At 44.2% G+C, this 15,413-nt stretch carries 14 protein-coding genes; 13 read left to right on the forward strand and 1 reads right to left on the reverse strand.

Translation table 11 applies throughout. The features are described 5' to 3' along the window. Nucleotides 1-53 precede the first annotated feature (53 nt). The 7 genes from Electrica_RS26370 to Electrica_RS26400 all read left to right on the forward strand — a co-directional run bounded on the left by Electrica_RS26370 (nucleotide 54) and on the right by Electrica_RS26400 (nucleotide 8,286). On the forward strand, nucleotides 54-1,652 hold the full coding sequence (locus Electrica_RS26370) for a YadA-like family protein (RefSeq protein ID WP_007372228.1): 1,599 nt from the start codon (nucleotides 54-56) through the stop codon (nucleotides 1,650-1,652). Between the two features lie 180 nt (nucleotides 1,653-1,832). After that, entirely contained in the window at nucleotides 1,833-2,597 is a 765-nt protein-coding gene (locus tag Electrica_RS26375) for a DsbC family protein (protein WP_007372229.1), read from the forward strand. A gap of 27 nt (nucleotides 2,598-2,624) precedes the next feature. Beyond that, complete coding sequence (gene traC / locus Electrica_RS26380; protein ID WP_007372230.1) at nucleotides 2,625-5,111, forward strand: type IV secretion system protein TraC; 2,487 nt, start codon at nucleotides 2,625-2,627, stop codon at nucleotides 5,109-5,111. Beyond that, the gene (locus Electrica_RS26385; protein ID WP_007372231.1) at nucleotides 5,108-5,380 is read left to right on the forward strand and encodes a hypothetical protein; all 273 of its coding nucleotides are present in this window, start codon (nucleotides 5,108-5,110) and stop codon (nucleotides 5,378-5,380) included. Before traC ends, Electrica_RS26385 begins: the two co-directional genes overlap by 4 nt. Before the next feature lie 10 nt (nucleotides 5,381-5,390). Beyond that, on the forward strand, nucleotides 5,391-5,915 hold the full coding sequence (lepB, locus tag Electrica_RS26390) for a signal peptidase I (RefSeq protein ID WP_007372232.1): 525 nt from the start codon (nucleotides 5,391-5,393) through the stop codon (nucleotides 5,913-5,915). Then, entirely contained in the window at nucleotides 5,909-7,222 is a 1,314-nt protein-coding gene (locus tag Electrica_RS26395) for a TrbC family F-type conjugative pilus assembly protein (RefSeq protein ID WP_016241583.1), read from the forward strand. Before lepB ends, Electrica_RS26395 begins: the two co-directional genes overlap by 7 nt. Next, nucleotides 7,219-8,286, forward strand: coding sequence for a TraU family protein (locus tag Electrica_RS26400; protein WP_007372234.1), 1,068 nt, complete (start codon nucleotides 7,219-7,221; stop codon nucleotides 8,284-8,286). The genes Electrica_RS26395 and Electrica_RS26400 overlap by 4 nt, the downstream gene beginning before the upstream one ends. Before the next feature lie 48 nt (nucleotides 8,287-8,334). On the opposite strand, the gene Electrica_RS26405 is transcribed toward Electrica_RS26400, so the two are convergent. Next, a complete protein-coding gene (locus tag Electrica_RS26405; protein WP_048242087.1) occupies nucleotides 8,335-9,078 on the reverse strand; it encodes an AcaB family transcriptional regulator in 744 nt (247 codons plus the stop codon). A 437-nt stretch (nucleotides 9,079-9,515) separates the two neighbouring features. Here Electrica_RS26405 and Electrica_RS26410 point away from each other — a divergent pair, with 437 nt between their 5' ends. The 6 genes from Electrica_RS26410 to Electrica_RS26435 all read left to right on the forward strand — a co-directional run bounded on the left by Electrica_RS26410 (nucleotide 9,516) and on the right by Electrica_RS26435 (nucleotide 15,369). Continuing rightward, on the forward strand, nucleotides 9,516-10,127 hold the full coding sequence (locus Electrica_RS26410; RefSeq protein WP_009653893.1) for a hypothetical protein: 612 nt from the start codon (nucleotides 9,516-9,518) through the stop codon (nucleotides 10,125-10,127). Nucleotides 10,128-10,189: 62 nt separating this feature from the next. Further along, complete coding sequence (locus tag Electrica_RS26415; protein WP_016241582.1) at nucleotides 10,190-10,690, forward strand: hypothetical protein; 501 nt, start codon at nucleotides 10,190-10,192, stop codon at nucleotides 10,688-10,690. Nucleotides 10,691-11,056: 366 nt separating this feature from the next. Then, entirely contained in the window at nucleotides 11,057-11,821 is a 765-nt protein-coding gene (locus Electrica_RS26420) for a single stranded DNA-binding domain-containing protein (RefSeq protein ID WP_016241581.1), read from the forward strand. Nucleotides 11,822-11,896: 75 nt separating this feature from the next. Further along, on the forward strand, nucleotides 11,897-13,453 hold the full coding sequence (locus Electrica_RS26425) for a recombinase RecT (protein ID WP_007372238.1): 1,557 nt from the start codon (nucleotides 11,897-11,899) through the stop codon (nucleotides 13,451-13,453). A 57-nt stretch (nucleotides 13,454-13,510) separates the two neighbouring features. Continuing rightward, the gene (locus tag Electrica_RS26430) at nucleotides 13,511-14,620 is read left to right on the forward strand and encodes a lambda-exonuclease family protein (RefSeq protein ID WP_007372239.1); all 1,110 of its coding nucleotides are present in this window, start codon (nucleotides 13,511-13,513) and stop codon (nucleotides 14,618-14,620) included. Nucleotides 14,621-14,991: 371 nt separating this feature from the next. Beyond that, a complete protein-coding gene (locus Electrica_RS26435; protein WP_007372240.1) occupies nucleotides 14,992-15,369 on the forward strand; it encodes a hypothetical protein in 378 nt (125 codons plus the stop codon). Nucleotides 15,370-15,413: the final 44 nt, after the last annotated feature.

Consider the following 15,413-nt stretch of genomic DNA (forward strand, 5'->3'; position numbering starts at 1 on the left):
GTGCTGTATTCCTTGGTCGTCTTTTTAATACCCATCACTGAAAAGGTAAGCACATGAAACAAAAGTCATTATATATTGCTATTGTTCTGGCACTTCATTGTGCTGTAGCCGTGGCAGATAACTCAATCGATAGCACCCAAATTGACGAAGTTACTGTAAATGGTGATGGCAATAACATTTCAGGGCTAACACCCTGTGCAACCCCATCAAACTGTAAATCACCACTCGGCAACTCAAGTGTTTCAGGGAATAACAACACAATTACTTCGTTAACAAACTATATTATTACCGGAAGCAATAATGACTTATCATTTAGTTACGACCCAAGCCAATTCTGGAATGACTACGCCAATAGTTTCAATGTTTACGGGAATAATAATACTGGCACTGGTCTTTTTGATTTGAATCTGGTTGGGAGTGACAATAAAGTTCTAGGACAAAACCTTGCCGTTATGGGTTATAGCAATAACGTTTCAGGAAGTGCATTGCAAGTAATAGGCTCTTATAACGAACTGGATATGGTAGGTATGGGAGCAATTCTTGGTTCCAGAAACACTGCTACTAATTACGCTGGTTCTATAATGGGTACATTCAATACGGTGAGTGGTGGTTCCTACGCTTTGACTATCGGTTCCTTAAACAATATTACAGCTGCACCGATTAATGACCCCTCTGCTGTTTTTAAATTTGGCAACATCACAATCGGCACAATTAATACCATTGATTCCGACGAATCGATCGTGCTTGGCAACTACAATACTGTATCCGATGATAACGCAATTGTTATTGGTAATTATGCTTCTGCTTCAAATGGAGGTATTTCCATTGGGAACGGTTCATTCTCCAATAGTGCTGATACCGTATCGTTTGGTTCAGCTACGGTACAAAGAACACTGACTAATGTTGCTGATGGTTCCAGCCGGTATGATGCGGTGAACTATGGTCAGCTCATGAATTCCGTTAGTTCACTTCAGGCGTACACTGATAGTGCCATCAGTTCGTACCTTTCATCCATTGGCTCTGGCTCTAACACAACGCCACCTACTACAGGCGGAAATAACAATAACGGTACGGACGGCAGCGGGACAGGAAGTGGTACAGGGTCTGGTAGCAGTAACGACAATAGCCAGACTGCCACGGATACTAATACTTATACCGACGAGCGTGAAGTGTCGATCAACGCTCGTACCGACAGTCTAATTGCAACTGAAAGCGCATCCCGAGTTGCTGGCGATGCTCAAACTCTTGTAAGTGCAAACAGTCATACGGATGCCCGTGAATCTGTCATCAACTCAAGGACTGATTTCCTTGTCGATACTGAGCGCCAGTCACGGATTGATGGTGACCGACAGACCTTGGCTTCAGCTAATAGCTACACAAACCAGAAGTTCTCTGACCTTAAAAAGACGGTTGACCGTAATGATAAAAGAGCAAAAGCAGGCTCAGCAAGCGCAATTGCTATCGCTTCAATTCCCTTCCTCAATAACGTGTCGGGTTTTGGCATGGCGATGGGCGCGTACCGAGACCAGGGGGCAATTTCGGGAGGAGCGAATTACGCTATCAATGAAAAAGTAAACGTCCGCTTTAGCATGTCGGCTGATACAGCCGGTGGTGTTGGAGCTGGTGCAGGATTTGCGGTTGGCTTCCAGTAATAATAAAGCATAAATAAAAAGCCACTTTTTTGTGGCTTTTTATTTGGACTAATTGAGTAATTAAAACCGATATTAACATTTCATCACTTCCTTTTTTTGGGGACAGTTTGCAGCCCTTTTCCCTGCGGCAAAATAAATCAATATGTGAAAATGAAACCTCTCTCATTTGGAGCGGTTACTATGAACTTTATCAAACATGTCGCGACTGCGGCACTTTTGGTGGCACTTTCTGCATCAGCTTCTGTATTCGCCGATACAGTAAAAACAAACACCGGGAATATCGATACGATTTTCAATGAAAAAGCGTTCAAGAACATTCCTCAGAATTCGCAGGAAGTAAAACGTTTTGTCGTCCCTACTAACGGCATCATCGCACTAGAGATTGATGGGAAAGTTAATTTGCTGTCTTCTAATGGCCGCTTCGTTATACAGGGAACGCTCTATGACACATGGGCTAAAAAGCCTCTGACCACCATGAGCGAAATAACCAAGAACGCCAGCATCATTCCGATGAAAGAGCTGAACCTAAATATCGCGGACTTGCGCCCAGCCGTATGGGGCGATGGGCCTAAAAAGGTCATGATATTTACCGCACCTGGTTGTGAAGCCTGTGCAGCCCCACTTTCAGCACTTGCTGACCTCGACCCGAAAGAATTCACCGTTAGCGTTCTGTCGCTCGGAGCTCTGGGCCCGGCAAGCCAGCAGCGAAATATTGAATTGTATTGTGCATCCGACCGCTACCGCGCAGACCGCGCAATTATCAGCGGAAATTCCACTCAGAAATTCGACCAGGTAAAGAACTGCGATATGCAGGCTCTGGCTCGACGTGAAGTTACGGCTCAGATACTAGGTGTCAGCATGATCCCTTTCATTGTGCGTGATGACGGCTCCTACGTACTCGGCTCACCAAAACAAGGCCTCAAAAACTTTATCGAGAACAAGTAACACTTTCTTGGGAATCCTGGAGGCATTATGAGTGAATCTTTAATTTTTCAGCGACTCAAAAACCTGAAGCGTTTTTCTGACTTGTGTCCTGTACGTGCATATGACGAATCCAATCATTTGTTTATGTGCGACAACAAATATGTTGGTTTCGGATTTGTTTGTCGTCCCTTAAGCGGGACAACCGGCAAGGAGATGACTAACCTTCAAACGTTGCTGTCTTCCAACTTCCCCGCCAAAACTATCGTTCAGTTTGACCTGGTTGCAAGCCCAAACATCGTACAGAAAATTAACCGGATGGACGTATTGCGTATGGATTGCCGGGACGCAATCCTGCGTAACGCAATTTATAACCGCTCTAAATTCCTTTTGAAAAGCACCGAAACGCCGATGAAGCGAACCGGGACTCGCGTCCGAAATTGTGTGCTTCTCATTACAGTAAAAATTCCGATCAAATATAACTATGAAATGCGTGAAGAAGAATTCAATCACGTTAACGAGCTGCGGAATGTGTTCGAAACGACGCTGAGCATCACTGGTTTGTGTCCCGGTGCATTGACGCGTGAAAGTTACATCGATGTTCTGAGCTCCATTTGCAACCAGGGTGAAAGCGCCTCCTGGAGAGACCGGACGCCGGTACAGCCACAAGAAGACAAGTACATTTCAGAACAGTTAGTCGACCACGATCGCATGTTTTTCATTAAGAAAGACTATTGCGGTTTTGGTGATCCGACAGATTCCGAGCTTCGTGGAGAAGCACCTACACCGACAACGTTTGTGAAAACATTGAGTGCGCGAAAATTCCCGAAAAGATTCTTTCCCGGGCAAGCGCAATACTTTCTCGGCGATATGATGAGTGGTGTTACTGGAATTAAATCATCCTGCATCATCTCAATGAGCCTGATTTTCTTTGATCAGCAAAGTGAAAAAACTAAATTCACCTCGAAACGTAACTGGGTTGTTCAGCAAACCAGTGGCCCATTAATTAAGTGGGTTCCATCACTCATAAACTTGCGTGAGGGCTTCGATCTTCTTAGCGAAAAAGTTGATAACAACGACCCAATTTGCAAAGCCAAATTTACGGTATCAATCTTCTCTAACTCAAAAGATGGCGTGTTACGCGCTGCTCAGGAAGCTGCAAGTTATCTGAACACCTATCAGTTTAAGATGATCCCAGATACCTACTATGTTGCGCCAATTTTCCTGTCAGCTCTGCCAATGTTTAACGAAGCATCAGCAGAAAAGTCCATTGGCCGATATCGAACAATGGCACTCAGTGAAGCGATGGTACTTTCACCTCTCTATGCAGATTGGCAAGGTACAGACAAACCCGCCTTAATGCTGACATCGCGCTCTGGCCAGATCCAATCACTGGACTTGTTTGATTCTGATACTAACTATAACGCCTGTATCGCAGCTGAGTCGGGGTCGGGTAAGTCATTCCTGACAAACTACATTATCACCGCCTACAGAAGCCTCGGGGCTAAAGTCTGGTGTATTGATGTAGGTGACTCGTACAAAAATATCTGTGAGACCTACCAGGGCGATTATCTCGACTTCAATCCCAAAACCAGGCCATGTCTTAACTTCTTCGAACTGATCGAAGACTATTTCGGTGAGTCTGAAGATGATGACTCCAGTGGCGGTGAAGAAGATCTGATCATCGGATTGTTATCGGTGATGGCAGCTCCTAAAGAAGGTCTGAATTCATTCGAAGAGTCTCGACTTAAACAACATGTAGCTGATCTTGTCCGTGTACACAAGAAGCTGACCACCGTTGATATGGTTGCTGATTCACTGCTGAAAGATGAAGATAAAGACATTAAACGTATTGGCCATCAGCTCTATCCGTTCACGAGTGCGGGCCAGTACGGGAAGTACTTTGTTGGTAAGAACAATATCGACTTCAAAAATCCGTTCACTGTACTTGAACTTTCCCGACTGGAAAGTTCAGAACACCTTAAACAGGTTGTCCTCCTTCAGCTGATTTATCAAATCCAGCAGGACATGTTCATGGGCGACCGTAGCCAGATGAAGCTGGTCATTATCGATGAGGCCTGGGCATTGTTATCAGGAAATATCGGGGCGTTCATCGAGAAAGGTTATCGCCGGTTCCGTAAATATAACGGAGCTGCAATTACCATCACCCAGTCTATCAACGATATTTACAAAGATAGTATCGGGAAATCGATCGCAGATAACTCAGCCTTTATGCTCTTGCTGGGGCAAAGTGAATCCGCAGTGAACGAAGCTGAAGCAAATAAACGTCTGGCGCTGGACGAGGCTGGTTACCGGTTCCTTAAAACCGTTCGTTCCACGAAAGGTGTCTACTCAGAAATCTTTGTCATTTCTAAAGCGGGCCAGGGTATTTGCAGACTTGTGGTTGACCCATTCAGCTTACTTCTCTATTCGACTGACCCGAAAGACGTTGCCGCGATCAAAGACAGAAAGTCCCGGGGGATCAATACCGAAGAGGCTATCAACGAAATTCTGGTTGAGCGGGGGTTAGCCGCATGATTAAAACCGCTGCAATTGCGCTGCTTTTTGGTTTCATCGGAGCCGCCCTTTTTGGGCGGTTATTCCCACCAGCCTCGCCCTATGACTATGTTGCAGTCATCAACTTTATGGACGATAAAGGTCAACCGTTAGGTGAAGCCCAGTCAAGGCTGGTATTAGCCCGCGCTGAGAAACTGTCAGAGGCGGGGTATCTTGTGCTCAATGCCTCAGCCCTTTATAGCTACCCTACGGGGCTCAAGATCCCCCAGACCATCAACACTCAGCAATAGCGGTGGGCGAATGAATACACCCAAATCAGTATGGAGCTTAATATTTCGTAAAAAGCGAAGCTGGAGGCAACATATTGTTTTCAGCATCGTTGTTATTTTCTTAACCGCACCGCTGACGCTATACGTGCTTAACCGGTATGAGATTGGTATCGATCCACAAAATAACCAATGTCTTCCTCCGTACCGAATATATCTCGTCGATAAAATGGACAAATCAATCGTCAAAGGGAAAATTTACGCCTTTCATTCTGAGCTAATGCAACCATATGGCAAAGGGCTGAAAATTGTTGATGGCATTGCGGGAGACACAGTCTCCGTTGATCCCGAAGAGACTGCAATTAACGGCTCTATGGTCGGTGAGGGACTGGCATTAGCAGCAGAATCTGGCCATACCGAACAGGAGCTAACGCGTAGTGGTGTCGTACCGAATGGTCGCCTGTGGATGATGGGGCGCACCAGATACAGTTTTGATTCCAGGTACTGGGGATCATTAGACGAGTCACAAATTATAGGCCGAGCGTATCCATTATGGTAAAAAAAACACCTTTTCGACTTTCGATATTGGCATTTGTAACCGCTGTTGTTTTCACTCCAGTCTGGGCCGAAAACACTGGTATCTATTTAAGTGATCTGCCGTCAAGACCGGTATCCAACTTAGATAATATTCCGACAAGACCGGCTAATAACTACTCAGTCACTGACATTCAAAAAGCTAAGCGTCAATTATCTGCAACTGAAATGAAAGATATTGACAGTCTCATAAAAGCGGCTCGTGATAATCAAAATGCCACTGCCGACCGCGCTACTGACACGGTTAAAGATAATCGAAAAATGATGGGTGAAATGCCCGAGTATAAAAATACAGATGAACTAGTCGATGATGCGGTAAGAGGAGCGTTAGCAAAGTCTGATATGACTAACGAGAAACAAAATAAGCCAGCCGGTGATTTTATTTATATTCTCGTCTCCGCGTCTCTCAGCGATGCTGAAATCACCGACATTCTCAAGTTATACGATGGACGCACGGATATCGCTCTGGTTGTCCAGGGGGCAAAAGATAAAAAGAACCTGCTTGATGAACTTACCCACTGGCAGAAACTTTCCTTCGACTCCAAGTCTTCTCTGGCCGTAAACCTCGATCCAACTGTATTCAAAAACTACAACGTTAGTTCTGTACCGACCATTATCCATGAAAAAGATGGTGAGCTGGTGGCCAGGGTGACAGGCATCTATGACATCGCGTACCTGAAAGACAAGACCGGCGACCTTGGTGTGGCCGGGCCCGCTGTTGGGGTCGTAGAGAAGAACCTTATTGATGAACTACAGGAGAGTGTCGCTAAACTCGATTTTGATGGCATGAAGAAAAAGGCCATTGATAACTACTGGCCCCGCCAGGTTTTCCAGGAATTCCCGGAAGCGACAAAGCGAGCTACCAGAACCATCGATCCGACGGTCATTATCCCTCAAAACATTACTTCACCTAACGGCGATATCGTTGCAAAACGGGGGCGATTTAACCCGCTAACTGTGATGCCATTTACCATCAAGCTAATCTTTTTCGATGCACGTGAAGAATGGCAACGCCAGTTCGCCAGGTATCAGTTTGAACATACACCAGCCTCCCTCACGCCAATACTGGTCACGACAAACGTGTATGGTGATGGCTGGCAGACCTTCCGTGACACCAAGAAAGAATACGGTGACTTCGCAAGGCTATACATGATTCAGCCAGGCATGGCCGAACATTATGGTTTGATAAACGTGCCCAGCGTTGTGACAGCCGACAGTAAGCGATTCATTAATGATGAATATTCACGCAAAGATTTTGAGGAGCTGAAATGAAAAAAATTCTCTCAGTTCTGAAATCACCCAAGACCCTGGTGCTCGCATGTCTGGCTTTTACTATGCCGGTTTTTGCGGCTGACGTTTCATCACCCGTACAGAACAAGGTCTGTCATGATAACCAAGTCTTATCAGCGAAACTCATTACGGATGTTTGCTGGAACTGTATTTTCCCGATAAAGCTTGCCGGTATTAATCTGTCGATGACAGGTACTGCACCTGACAATGCAGCATCAGGGACAGTATGTGCCTGTAAGGATGGATTGAACGTCTATCACCCGGGTGTATTGACCGCGATGTGGGAACCGAGAAAGCTCATCGAGTTAACGAGAACACCCGGGTGCATGTCATCCCTAGGAGGGGTAACACTCGACCTTGGTAATGATTTGCAGTTTGGCCCGCAGACCGATGGAGCAGCCGAGGAACAGCGGGAGCGTTTCTCAATAAGTTTCTACAACGCACATATGTATGCTATGCCGTTATTAAGAATGTTGGATATGTATCTACCCGGTCAATGTAATGCCGACCCATACAGCGATTTTGATATCATTAATTTCACGGAGATTGACCCGACCTGGAATAATACGATGCTGGCATTCTTCCAGAACCCGGAATCAGCAGCTGTGGCTAACGTGATAGCAATGCAGGCTTGCGCCGGTGAAGCAGCGGCACAATTTGCAGGTAAACAGCCAATAGACTCACTTTGGTGGTGTGCCGGTTCCTGGGGTGGGCAGTATCCTTTAACTGGATCGGTACGGAGTATGGATGCCCCCAGAACAACCAGCCTGGTCGGGATCCGTATGCTGGCCGCAGAACATCGTCGTGGACTGGCCTACCGTTCGATGGGAAACGATACTGTTTGTCGCTCCAAGATTTACCCAACGTTGCCAAAGCAACAGTACAAATTGAATATGTTCTACCCTACCCCGGAGACAAAAAACAGTCATGAGGTCGGTGAGTCCCCATACCAATGGCAAGGTGGGCCTTTCCGTTATCCAACCGGTAAAGGCCAGGACAGCACCTACATGATTTTCCAGTGGGTAGATTGTTGCCGCACAATGTAATAAAAAAACCCTGCAATGCAGGGTTTTTAATTTCTGTTTTTCGTTGAATTAAGCCTGCCGTTTAATGGCCTCATTCTGATCATCATTCGCTTCATTACTGGCATCCTGCAACACCTTTGTTTCCTGGTCTACCTGGGTAGGTTCTGTCTCAGTGCTTCCAGCCAATTCTTTTTCAGCGGCCCGGCCATTGGCCTGATTAAGCTCATCAGCAGATGCCTGCGCGTGACGTTTGAGTGATGCTGCCAGATCACGAATGAGATTATGAAGACGAGACTTAAACTCCTCGACCTCATCCTGATTAAAACAGTTATTTAACCAGAGGGTATCGATGATCTGGTGCAATTTATCAAAGTTCTGAATAATGCGGATAACCCGCAGCGCTTGCGGCGTTCTGATGCGAACCTCATGTTCTTTTGGATGGGTATACCCGACTTCATTGAGGCTGCTGCGTTCTTCTTCTTTTACCGCACGGTTCAGAATAGCAATGTTATTTTCCAGTTCTTTCTCAGGCATGTCGATTACTTCGTTAACCGCCTTCAGTGTACGTTCAATCGCACCACTGTATTTAGTGCCAAGCCGTTCAAGGGCTCGGCTGTTATTGGTCAGATTGAAGAGAGCCTGGGAGATAATGTTAAAATTACGGGACTGTACCCGAATACCTTCCTGGGTGTGAAGAGTAAATTTCACGACAGCTTCAGGATTGGAATATTCGACACGAGAGTTAGGGGTTCGGTTATCCTGAGCCCCACTCTTTTTAGCTTGTTTTACGGTTTGTACCGGTGCTTTAGCCATAACAGAACCTCGGAGTTAATTTGTATGCCAATTGATTAGGCCAAAACTCAGGATAGTTGTCATTGAAAAATGGCTGCAATATGACCATGAAAAACCGACTTGAAAAATTAAACCAATATGCTTAAATGAATAAGAACCGAGCTGACGGACATCAGCACAACTTCCTAGTTAATTTCGCGCTCAACCAGCGCCCACCGGATGACCTCCTCCCGGGTTAACTACGCCTTCTACAGGCCCGAGCATCTCTGATGTGTTTAGGTTAAACCTGACATGTCTCTTTGCTTACCCAAACGGGTATTTTGGTTCTCAATCCCAAACAAAAAAAATTGTTAATCCTTTTAACTCCAGCGAATCAACAGATGTGCAGTTTTGTGTACATCCGTTTAGTTTACCTTTTAGGTAGCTAAATTTTCGCATTCTAAATTTATAGGTGATCTATGTCTGACCCAATCTCATTAATGGCAGGTATCGTATTTTTTGGTGCTGTGTATTACCGTGCCGAATATATCAGATTCCTTGGCCCAATCTGGCTGGCAATTTTTATAACGGAACGCGGTTTACTGTTCACTGGTCTCGGTTTTGTTACCGCGACTGTATGTGTAGTTGTTGCTTTACTCGTTATTTATAATTCATTCTTTACCAAGTCTGGGAAAAAATCTAATGAAGCAACTAATGGAAACATGGTTGAAGGTGTTTCTCGGGCTGGGTCAAATAATGACAAAGCCAAATATGCAAACCATCGTTTTGAAGGAAAGCTTGTTTACCACGGTCTCGAAAACTGGAAACACGATCCTAATAACGATAAATCGTATTTAGTCACAATACGTAGTGGTGGGAAAGACCATGAAATTTGGGCTGTTGGGCTCAAAAATGCTGTTGAGACTTGTGGAGCACAAGTTGGTGATATTGTTTCAGTCTGGAAAGAGTCTGAAGTAAGAACCGACAAAGCACAAGTGTTTGACGAAAGCGGTAAGGTTACAGGGTATCGTACTCTCCTTAACGAAAAACGTCGCGGCATTTGGGTTATGCAAGTACTCGCCGAAAGCTAAAATATTCTTAATTCAGGCTATAAGCCTTAACTTTTTAATCTTTTAAATATATGAGGTATATTATGACAATTGTCTATGGTAGTAGCATTGAGCCGGGTGGTATGGAACTGGATGATTACACAATGATTGCAGAGTGTGAAAATTGTGGGAAAGACTGCCGACATCGGATTTATGAAGACTGTGTTGCAGGGGCAATAAACCAGAGATTCTCTTATACGTGTAATCACTGCGGTTATCATTCCTGTAACGCTGAAGTATGTGACGTATGCGATAGCATCGAATGCGAAGAACATGCTGGTCGTTATCAGTCTAATATTTTCTTCGAAATGCATGAGCTCATTGAGCTCATGAAAATAGAGGGAGATATACTGGCAATCAGAGCAAAAATCAATGTAGGCGCTCACGACTTTGGAGATCTTTCAAAGTTAGATGATTGCCTGCATAGGCTCACCTTTCCAGGTTACTATGAACGGCGAAATACTGATCTCTATAAAGAGATATCAGATGCTTCAACCGACATGGCAATCCAAACATGGAAGCGTCTGGAACGCTTGTTATGCTAAACCTCCCTATAAAAACCCAGCGAAAGCTGGGTTTTTTTCTTTTCTGGATTGACCAACCAAACGTCGTATCATAATCTTATATCGCGGGCATCCCGCTTAACTTCTTTTAACACTCTTTATTTCGGCAACGCGCCATCCCTGAATGAATAAGTTCATTCGCACGGCTTCCCTACGCCCATAGAATTCGACACACGGTGCATCATGCATCGTGTTTTCTGCGCCGTCGAAAAAGGTGTTTTTCCTCTTGTTGAGGATACAGTGAGTCCAGCACTCTAACTGGATGCTTCACAAATCTTTCTAATTTTTGTGCCTATAGCACTAAATCATTTTAACTTTTTTAATTTAAAAATTTATGAGGTATAAACTATGCAATCCAGAGCAAAGGGTATTGTTGCGATAGAACCTAAATATGTGCCTGCATCTAACAATGCAGATTCATATATTTATTTCCGTTTGCGCTGTGACATGTCCATTAGCGGCAAGTCTCAGACCGAGTTCTATTCGATAAAAGCATTTGGTAAAGTCGCGGATTTTCTACGCGATAATATTCAAATGAATACCGAACTGTATATCGAAGCATTAGCTCGATCATTCCGTTATACAAAACATGGTATTGACCAAATGAGGACTGAGTTTCATGTTTTCATGGCTCGAATCATTCAGACTGGTCAATCAATAGATACCCGTGCAAATGAAACTGTAAAGCCACCATCTACATCAACCGTCACTTCGCTATCCCCTCAAGTAGCGCAAAAACTTAAGGACGATATGAAGTGGCAGAAAATGTCTGATGAAGAGGTAAGAACTGCTTCTGAAAAATGGAGAACAGTATATGCCGAGCAAAAGCAGCTGCACCCTGGAAAAGAGTCTGTATCACCAGACAACAATAAAAATTCAGTAGAGAAGATACCAGAAGCTTCGCCGAAGCTGGATGCTAAGAATAGAGCCGTGCAGACATCACGTCCGCAAGCCGCAACCTCTAAGCACCCTGTCAACATGCAAGCCTGGACAAATCTGCCAGCCGATAATTCGACAGCAGCCGTTATTGTAGCTCGTATGAAACTTAATGAAAAATTAAGCTCCTCCGGGCAAGTAACTTTAACTAACGCATATTCATCAGTTCGCGGTTGATATGACTGGTTGCTGATTCCTCAGCAACCTTCTTCTTTTTTAATCTTATAATTTATTTAATTTAATGAGGTATATATGTACTCAAATAAATCACGTAGTTCTGGTTCATTCTCAAACAACAATAAAGGGAACACCGATATTGTCGTTAAGATAGACAGCATTGCTCGACATATGTTGTCGCTCGAAAAGATGTTTGCATCCGCAGGTTCCAGTTCACCTCACATCTCATTCGAACGTGAATGCGTTTTTGCAAAACATATTGTCAACAATAATAACTACTTGGCTGACATAGCAGTTAATAATCCAAAGTCCTTCGAAACAGCATTCCTTCAGCTTGCAAGTAGCGGCCTTACTCTTGACCCGGCGCAGAAGCAGGCTTACCTGGTTCCACGCGATGGTCGTGTCATTCTTGACGTGTCCTATATTGGGCTCAGCAGGATGGCCACCGATGAAGGTTTATGCGAAGACATTGTGGCTGAATTAGTTTTTGAAAAGGACTCATTTAAAACCAATGGTCGTCGTTCCAGCCCAGACCACGAATTTGACCCCTTTGCTTATAAAGGGGGACTCGTTCTCACAAACACCGATCAGGGTGCTTTAGGAGATCGAGGCATGTTCAGGGGGGCTTATGTCGACTATTTAATGAAGGATGGACGTCATCTGGTATTTTTCATTGACCTTCAGGATTTAGCTCAATCTCGGGCGAAATCCGAATCTTGGGCAAAAGTGGAGAAACGGCAGTATTCACCGTGGACTCAGTTCCCTTGGAAGATGGTGCTCAAGTCAGCTATTAAGCAGACCATACACTTAATTCCTGGTAACCGTACTCGCCTGAGTTCAATGATTGAATATCTGAACACTGCTGGTGGTGAAGGTTTCCGTACAGCAACAATACCCGTCGCAGCTGCTGAAGCTGAAATGGAGGTTAGACAAGAAGCCAGGACGGCTGGTAATACGGATACTACAATCCGAACTGCAAAGTCTGATGATAAAGTTATTGAAGGTGAGTTTAATAAGCTCCCTGAAGAACCTGATTCAACCGAGCAGCAGGACATCAAGAGCAATACACCAACCGATGTTTACGATACGGCTGAGGGAAATACACCTCCAGCTGACGTAAATGGTTCGGCTGATGATATTCTCCCTCCACCCGGAGAAACCAATGGGCAGTCCAATGAAGAAATGTCTGAGCATCCCGGGGTCAGAAAATGGGCTGAACGCAGAATTAAAAAGTTAGTAAGCCGGGCAGAAAAGACGCTTGGATACGAAACTATTTTAAACGATGCAAAAAGCAGTTTCGATCTGAATGAAAGTGAGCTGGCATTCGCTCGCTTATCTTTAGAAAAATCCCGTCGGTCACTTCTCAAAAATCATTTAACTAACGCAGTAGGTAGCTTCGATTTTACTCAAGTACTTAACTTCATCGAAAAAATGGGTAAGGGTGAGTTTAAAACCGACGCGGCCAAATGGGTCGGTGAAGTCCAAGCCGAATCAATGGAAATACACAAGTTATATCTTGAGGCTGTTAATACATCTGATTTTGTGAGGCTCAATGCCGCTCTCAACAATGTGACATTTCCCCCTCTAAAAGAAATGGTAGAAGGTCTTATTGAAGATCTTCTGGCCGCTTAACTTATCCGGCAGGAAACTGCCGGTTTAACTTTCTAAATTTATCTTAAGGTGATCATTATGTCTGACATTTATGAAGTCGTTGATGTTGTGCAGGGCTCAAAGGAATGGCTCGAATGGCGTAAAACTGGTGTGACAGCAACATGCTCCCCTATTCTGTTAGAGGAGGCTGGTGCAACTAAAACGCCCTACGAACTCTATTTGCAATACGCTGGCCTGATTAAGGCAGAAGACCTTTCTGTCATTAAACAGGTTGATGCTGGTAAAAAGCTTGAAGCACTTGCCAGAAGTTACTGCGAAAAAGAGATTGGACAAATCGCCCTGCCTTTCTGTGTAAGGAACAAAAAGTATCCTTACATGATTGCTTCGCTGGATGGGCAGTTCGACGATGGTTCAATCCTTGAGATAAAGAATCTTTGCGAGAGCAAACATCTTTCTATTCTTCAGCTTGAAACCAAATCGCCAGAATTCCGTTATTACTACTGGCAAGTTCAGCACCAGCTGCTGACAACAGGCGCACCCCAGGCGTATCTTGTGTTTTGGTCGGCCACTGACCAGACCAAGGTCTTTAAAATTATGCCTTCGAAGAAAGCGTTTTATCGAGTCCAGGTTGCCTGCGAATACTTCTGGAATAAGGTTCAGACAAAAACAGCTCTACCGTTTGATAAGGAAAAAGATATTTTGCTTATCTCTGACCCTGAAATCATGTCTCAGACACAAGGCTTTAAGCTTCCAGACGACCTCGAAGCTCGTGTGGTAGACATAGCCAGACAAGTTGGAACATTGCAGCAGATGGAGAAAGAGTTGGCTTTAAAGAAAAAGCAGTTCGAAGAATACCAGAACGCGGTCAATTTATTGATCCAGGGTCTAGGTGCTTCTATTGGCTTTTCCTATAACGAGCTGGTTAGAATCGATGGCTTTGGCTTTCGTTTTCTTCAGTCTCGCGTACCGGAAAAACCGAGCTACAAACGAATCTGCGATAAATTATCTATTGACCCCAAACATCATCCAGAATGTTACGGTCAGTCATCGGTACGAAATTCGTTAAGTACCTATGAATATAAATCAACTCTGACTGATACTGTCTACATTCCTTTGGATGACACTTCCGTACTGGTATCTCCTGGTGCAGAAGAGACAGACTCAGCCCAACAATACGTTGTTTTTTAATTATTGAGCCCAGTTTAAAACTGGGCTTTTTTTTTGCTTGACCAATTACACATCCTTTATTATCTTTAAATAGCGGCTTAGTCCGCTTAACTTCAGGCAACTGCCTTTAAACACCTTCTAAATTCGGCGCTCAAGCCACTCCTGAATACCTCCTGGTATTCACAAGGATTTCTTTCGCCTAAACAAATTCGATAGCCTGCGGCTCTCATAAGCGGCAGGCTTTTTTGTCCGTCGAAAAAGGTGTTTTGTTGTCACGTAGACAACAACAAGTGCCTCAGTCACTCCCAAACTGAAACTAGTACCTAACTTCAGCCTTCATGCAAGGCCTAATTCATCTAATTCACTAATCTTTTTAAATGAGGAGTCTGATCATGTTTCTTGTAAATATGACTGCATATCTTGCATCCCCAGAACAACGGGAAATGGGCGTTATTGATGTCGATCAGCAAGTATCACACGCATTACGTGAACTGTTGACCTTTAATACCTGTCCTTCAGAAGATGTTATGACCGATAAAGCTAAAGAATTTGCTGAAATCGCTACATCACTCTGTAATAAATATAAGGCTGATGGTGTACTTGTTTATGCCAAAACCTATTTTATGCCTGTTCTGGTCTCTGCATTGAGAGCCAGAGGCATCGTTTCTTATGTAACGTATGCACCAAAGGTTACCAGTGTTGATAACAGTGGCAGTGTTAGCCGCAATTATAAGCATGTCGATTTAGTACGTGCTGATATTGCTGCATAACATCATTCTTCTTAATTAATTTTTAATTTTTAAATCTATCTAAT

The sequence above is a fragment of the Klebsiella electrica genome (assembly GCF_006711645.1).
Taxonomy (GTDB): domain Bacteria; phylum Pseudomonadota; class Gammaproteobacteria; order Enterobacterales; family Enterobacteriaceae; genus Klebsiella; species Klebsiella electrica.